Origin of the sequence: Streptomyces silaceus (assembly GCF_001419745.1) — a bacterium.
GTDB lineage: Bacteria > Actinomycetota > Actinomycetes > Streptomycetales > Streptomycetaceae > Streptomyces > Streptomyces silaceus.
Genome location: NZ_LIRJ01000549.1, coordinates 1 through 6,030 on the forward strand (window position 1 = coordinate 1; position 6,030 = coordinate 6,030).

5 protein-coding genes and 1 pseudogene are annotated in these 6,030 nt (G+C 73.0%); all 6 read left to right on the forward strand.

The genetic code is table 11. From position 1 onward, the window contains the following. A pseudogene (locus tag AOK22_RS36360) lies at positions 1–222 on the forward strand (hypothetical protein); the annotation flags it as partial. A gap of 44 nt (positions 223–266) precedes the next feature. Beyond that, entirely contained in the window at positions 267–704 is a 438-nt protein-coding gene (locus AOK22_RS36365; RefSeq protein WP_055702946.1) for a phage tail protein, read from the forward strand. A gap of 1 nt (position 705) precedes the next feature. After that, positions 706–1,446, forward strand: coding sequence for a CIS tube protein (locus tag AOK22_RS36370; protein WP_055702947.1), 741 nt, complete (start codon positions 706–708; stop codon positions 1,444–1,446). Continuing rightward, a complete protein-coding gene (locus AOK22_RS36375; protein ID WP_055702948.1) occupies positions 1,446–3,365 on the forward strand; it encodes a VgrG-related protein in 1,920 nt (639 codons plus the stop codon). The genes AOK22_RS36370 and AOK22_RS36375 overlap by 1 nt, the downstream gene beginning before the upstream one ends. Before the next feature lie 48 nt (positions 3,366–3,413). Next, complete coding sequence (locus AOK22_RS36380; RefSeq protein WP_055702949.1) at positions 3,414–3,827, forward strand: GPW/gp25 family protein; 414 nt, start codon at positions 3,414–3,416, stop codon at positions 3,825–3,827. A 6-nt stretch (positions 3,828–3,833) separates the two neighbouring features. After that, on the forward strand, positions 3,834–5,852 hold the full coding sequence (locus AOK22_RS36385; protein ID WP_055702950.1) for a putative baseplate assembly protein: 2,019 nt from the start codon (positions 3,834–3,836) through the stop codon (positions 5,850–5,852). Positions 5,853–6,030 lie beyond the last annotated feature (178 nt).

Below are 6,030 nucleotides of genomic sequence, written 5' to 3' on the forward strand. Positions count from 1 at the left end.
CCCCGCACCACCGTGGCCCGTGCGCCCGCGCAGGCCGAGGCGCCCGCCGCCGCTCCCGCCCCGGACGCACCGGCCTCGCGGTCGGCGCCGGCCTCCGAGTCCAGCCCGTCCGAGCTGGACGAGCTGGCCCGCCGGCTGCTGGCCCCGCTCTCGCGGCTGCTGCGCGCGGAACTCCGCAGCGACCGTGAGCGGATCGGCAGACTCCGCGACCACGGCCGCTGAGGCCCACCCACCGCCACCACTGGAACGAACCCGGAAGAGAACCCATGCCCTCGACCCTGGACCCAGGCTCGACCGTCTTCTTCAAGCTCACCATCGACGGCCAGGACCTCGGTCTGTTCAACGGCTGCGAAGGGCTCTCCTCCCAGGTGGAGGTGGAGCAGCGGCAGGAGGGCGGCAACAACGGGTTCGTCTGGCAGCTGCCCACCCGCGTGACCTTCTCCACCATCCGCCTCACCCGGCCCCTGACCGCCGACACCGCGCGCGTGGCCGCGTGGATCTCGTCCATCGCGACCGGGATCTCGCGGCCCACCGCGCAGATCGCCGCGCTGCGCGCGGACGGGTCGATCGTCGCGCAGTGGGGGCTCGTCGAGGTGCTGCCCGTGAGCTGGCAGGGGCCGAGCCTGAGCCCGGACAGCCCGTCCGTGGCGACCGAGACGCTGGAGATCGCGCACCACGGCTTCACCGACGCGGGAGGTGCCTGAGATGGCCGCGCCCACCGGCGGCAAGGCAGGCGCCAGCCTGGTCCGTGCCGCGCTCGCCATCCACCAGCCGCCCACCGATCTCGGCGGCTCGATGGGCGGGCGGATCGGAGAGGTGGAGTTCCAGTTCAACCCGACGCAGCTGCAGATGGCGCGGTCGGCGGAGTGGCGCACCCAGCCGGCGGTCGCCTACACGCGCGGCGCCCCGCCGAAGTTCACCGGGTCCGTGCCCGCCACGCTCCAGCTGGAGGTCTTCCTCGACTCCTCGGGGACCCCCAACTCCGGCAAGGTGCAGAAGCAGGTGGAACTGCTCCTGTCCTGCTGCGAGGTGACACCGCAGAGCGTGACGACCAAGCGGCCATCGCCGCCCTGGGTGCGGTTCTCCTGGGGGTCGTTCAACACGGTGCAGTTCGTGGCGTACGTGACCAGCGTCAGCGCCACGTACACGCTCTTCAACCCGACCGGCGAGCCGATCCGCGCCACCTGCGCGCTCTCGCTCACCGAGGTCGCGATGCCCACCAAGGGGCAGAACCCGACGTCCGGCGCGCTCTCCGCGCGCCGGGTGCACCGCACCGTCGCCGGTGACTCGCTGGCGTCGCTGGCCTGGCGCGAGTACGGCGACGCCACCCGCTGGCGGCTGATCGCCGAGGCCAACGACATCGACGACCCGATGCGGCTGAGGCCCGGCACCGAACTGCTGCTGCCCGCCGCCGACGAGACCCGTACCCCGCACGTGGAGTCCTGATGAGTGAGAAGACGTACACGAGCGTCCTGCACGCCGAGATCGGCGGTTCCCGCCTCCCCGACAAGCTCGCCGTGCTGCTCGTCGAGGGCTGGGTGGACTCCAGCGTGAACGTGCCGTCCGCGTTCCAGCTGACCTTCGTCGACACCGGCGGCGACATCCTGGAGAAGTTCCCGCAGATCAAGGTGGGCGCGAAGGCCGTGCTCAGCCCGTTCACGGACGGCGTGCGCGGCAAGCCCATGCTGACCGGCGAGGTGACCGCCCTGGAGGTGGACGCGGACGGCGGCGGCAAGCAGCTGGTCGTGCGCGGCTACGACCCCGGGCACCGGCTGATGCGCAACCGCCGCGTGCAGGGCTACCCGAACATGACGGCCTCCGACATCGTGCGCCGCATCGCCGGTCTCAACAGCCTCAAGCTCGGGAAGATCGATGCGACCCCGACGGTGTACGAGCTGGCCACGCAGCCGAACATCACCGACTGGGACTTCCTGTCCCGGCTCGCCCAGGAGAACGACACCCACCTGTCGTTCGACGAGGACGGCAAGCTGTGCTTCGCCACGCTCGCCCCGGCCTCCGGCGCGCCGTCCGACACGACGCCCGCCGCGCAGAGCCCCTACGTCCTGGAGTTCGGCCACAACGCGCTGCACAGCCGGGTCTCGGTGACCGCCGCCGGGCAGGTCGCCTCGGCCGGCGCGCGCGGCTGGGACATGCGGGCCAAGCGGGCGCTGTCCGCCAAGTCGCCCGCGGTGACCAGCAAGGACATCGTCGCGGACATCACGCCCGCGCAGCTCTCGCAGCCCTTCGGCAAGGCCGAGCTGATGAGCACGCAGACGCCGTACACCACGCAGGCCCAGGTCACGCACGCCGCGCGGTCGCTGGCGGACGACGTCGCGGGCTCCTTCGCGGAGATCGAGGTCGCGGTCACCGGCAACCCGGACCTGCGGCCGGGGCGGCCGGTGGCGCTGAAGGGCGCGGGCTTCCCCTTCGAGGGCAAGTACACCGCGACCGGGGTGCGTCACGTCTTCGAGTCGGGACGGCAGTTCACGACCTGGCTGACGGTGTCGGGGCGGCAGTTCCGTTCGCTGTACGGGCTCGCCTCGGGCGGCTCGGACGCCGCGCCGCCCATGCCGGGCGTCGCCATGGCGCTGGTGAGCAACGCCAAGGACCCGCTCAAGCTCGGCCGCGTGAAGCTGCGTTTCCCGTGGCTTTCGGACACGTACGAGAGCGACTGGTGCCGCATCGCGCAGCTCGGCGGGGTGCGCGGCGGCGGTCTGATGATGCCCGAGGTGGGCGACGAGGTGCTCGTCGCCTTCGACCGGGGCTCCCTCGAACACCCGTACGTGCTGGCCGGGCTGTACAACGGCAGGGACAAGCCGACGCCCAACACCGACGGGCTGCAGCCGATCGACCCGACCAGCGGCCGGGTCAACTGGCGCTCGATCTCCTCGCGCAGCGGTCACACCATGGAACTCGTCGACGCCAAGTCCCGTATGAAGAGCGGCATCCGGCTGCAGACCGGCAACGGCCGGCTGACCGTCCACATGGACGAGACGAAGACCAGCGTGACCATCCGCAGCGACGGTTCCGTGTCCATCTCCGGCACCCGCAACGTCAGCATCCGGGCGGGCGGCAACCTGTCGCTGACCGCGGGCGGGTCGCTGACGATGAGCGCCGGCGGCATGGTCGACATCAAGGCGGGCGCGAAGTTCGGGGTGAACGCGGGCGGCATGGCGGACATCAACGCGACCGGCGCGGTCAGCGTCAAGGCGGCCGGTGCCGTCGCGCTCACCGCGGCGGGCGCGGTCACCCTCAACGCGGCCGGCGCGCTCACCGCCACGGCGGTCGGCCCGGCCGCCGTCAGCTCGGCGGCCACGGTCACGCTCACGGCACCGGCCGTGCTGCGCAACGGCCTGCCCTTCTAGCGGGCGTGAGGAAGTCGGGCGACATGCGTCTCAAGGGGAGCACCGGACATGAGTGAACAGTTCGTCGGCGCGGGCTGGACGTTTCCGCTGCGCATCGACGCGGGCGGCGGCATCGCGCTGGCGCGGCGCGAGCGCGAGATCGACGAGTCGATCCGGCTCGTGCTCGCCACGGCGCCGGGCGAGCGGCCGATGCGGCCCGAATTCGGGTGTGCCGTCCACGACCTGGTGTTCGCGCCGGTCAACGAGGCGACGGCGGGCCGGATCCGGTACGAGGTGCGCTCCTCGCTCGACCGCTGGGAGCCGCGCATCGAGGTCCTTGACGTCGAGGTCAGTCCGGCGCCCGACGACCCGTCCGTCCTGTTCATCGACGTGAGCTACACCGTGCGCGGCACCAACAACCCGCGCAGTCTCGTCTTTCCCTTCTATGTGATCCCGTCCACGGAATCAGAGAGCGGAGTCTGAAGTCCGATGGCCCTGCCCGCACCCCACCTCGACGACCGGCGCTTCCAGCAGTTCGTCGACGACGCCAAGCGGTACATCCAGCAGCGCTGCCCCGAGTGGACCGATCACAACGTCTCCGACCCGGGCGTCACCCTCGTCGAGGCGGTGGCGCACATGGCCGACCAGGTCGTCTACCGCCTCAACCGCGTGCCCGAGAAGAACCACCTCGCCTTCCTCGACCTGCTCGGCGTCACGCTCTTCCCGCCGTCCTCGGCCCGCGCGGACGTCACCTTCTGGCTGTCCGCGCCGCAGCCCGAGCCGGTCGTCCTGCCCGCGGGCACGGAGGTGGCGACCAGCCGCACGGAGACCGAGGAGGCGGTGGCCTTCGCGACCGAGGCGGATCTGACGGTGGTGCCCTGCGAGCTGGAGTCCGTGCTGCGGCAGGAGTCCGGCGGCACGCCGCAGGACTGCGGGCAGGACATCTTCGGCGGCAACGACGTGGCGGTGTTCGCGACGTCGCCGCGGCCCGGCGACACCCTCCTGTTCGGGCTGAGCGCCGCCGTGCCCCGGTGCGCGGCCGTACTGCAGCTGGACAGCCGCGTCGACGGCGTGGGCGTCGACCCGCGCCAGCCCCCGCTGGTGTGGGAGGCGTGGACCGCGGACGGCTGGACCGTGTGCGAGGTGGCGGAGGACACGACCGGCGGCCTCAACCGGCCCGGCGAGGTCATCCTGCACATCCCGGCCGGGCACCTCGTCTCGCGCATCGGGCGGCAGGACGCGGGCTGGGTGCGCTGCCGGGTCGTGGAGGCGGCGCAGGGCCAGCCCTTCTACAGCTCGTCGCCGACCGTGCGGTCCGCGTCCGCGTTCACCATCGGCGGCACGACGGCCGTCGCGCACGCCGACGTCGTGCGCGACGAACTCCTCGGCGACTCCACGGGCGTGCCCGGCCAGCGGGTCCGTCTCGCGCACGCGCCGGTGGTCGCGGACCGGCCGCCGCTGCTCCTGGAGATCGCGGAGAACATCGAGGGTCTCGACGACTCCGGGAGCGGCGACGGCGAGGGTTCCGAGGACGGCGCGGGCGGCACCGGCTGGGTGCGCTGGGAGGTCGTGGACCACTTCGCGTCCTCCGGTCCGTACGACCGCCATGTCACGCTCGACGCGGCGACCGGCGAGATCGCCTTCGGGCCCGCCGTGCGCGAACCGGACGGCTCCCTGCGGCAGTTCGGCGCGGTACCCGCCAAGGGCGCGGCGATCCGCGCGACCCGCTACCGCACGGGCGGCGGCCGCACCGGCAATGTGGCGCGGGGCGCCATCCAGGTCCTGCGCAGCTCCATTCCGTACGTCGCCCGTGTGGAGAACCGCGAGGCGGCGCGCGGCGGGGTGGACGGCGAGACCGTGCAGGAGGCCAAGGTCCGCGCGCCGATCGCGCTGCGCGCGCAGGAGCGAGCGGTCACCGCGCGCGACTACGAGGAGCTGGCCCGGCGGGCGGCGCCCGAGACGGCCCGCATCCACTGCCTGGCCGCGGACGCCGCGGAGGCGGGCGAGAACGCGGTACGGGTCCTGGTCGTGCCGCAGGCGGTGCCCGACCGGGGCGGCCGGCTGCGCTTCGAGCAGCTCGTGCCGGGCGAGGAACTCCTCTCCCGCGTCACGGACTTCCTCGACGAGCGCCGCCCGATCGGGACCCGGCTCGCCGTGGGCCCGCCGTTCTACCAGGGCGTCACGGTCGTGGCCACGCTGCACTCCTTCCGCGCCGCGCAGGCGGAGCGCGTCCGGGCCGACGCCCTGGACGCCCTCTACGCCTACCTGGACCCGCTGACCGGCGGGGCGCACGGCGAGGGCTGGCCGTTCGGGCGGCCGCTGCGGGCCGGCGAGATCTTCGCGGCGCTCCAGCGGGTGCCGGGCGTGGAGCTGGTCGACGAGGTGCTCCTGCACCCGGCCGACCCGCTGACGGCCCGGCGCGGCGACGCGACGGACCGCATCGAACTCGCCCCGTCCGCCCTGCTGTTCCCCTTCGACCACCGCGTCCGCGTCATCGAGGCACGATGACGGAGCCGCACGCACGGAGCACTGTGAACACGGCGAAGTCCCCGATGTCCTTCACGAAGACGGCGTCGACGGGGGCGACGGGACCGGGACCGGCGGCCACGTCCCGGGGCTCGTTGCCGGAGCTGGCGTCCGCCCATCCGCTCGGCGAGCAGCTGCCCGCCGTCTTCGCGGACGACGA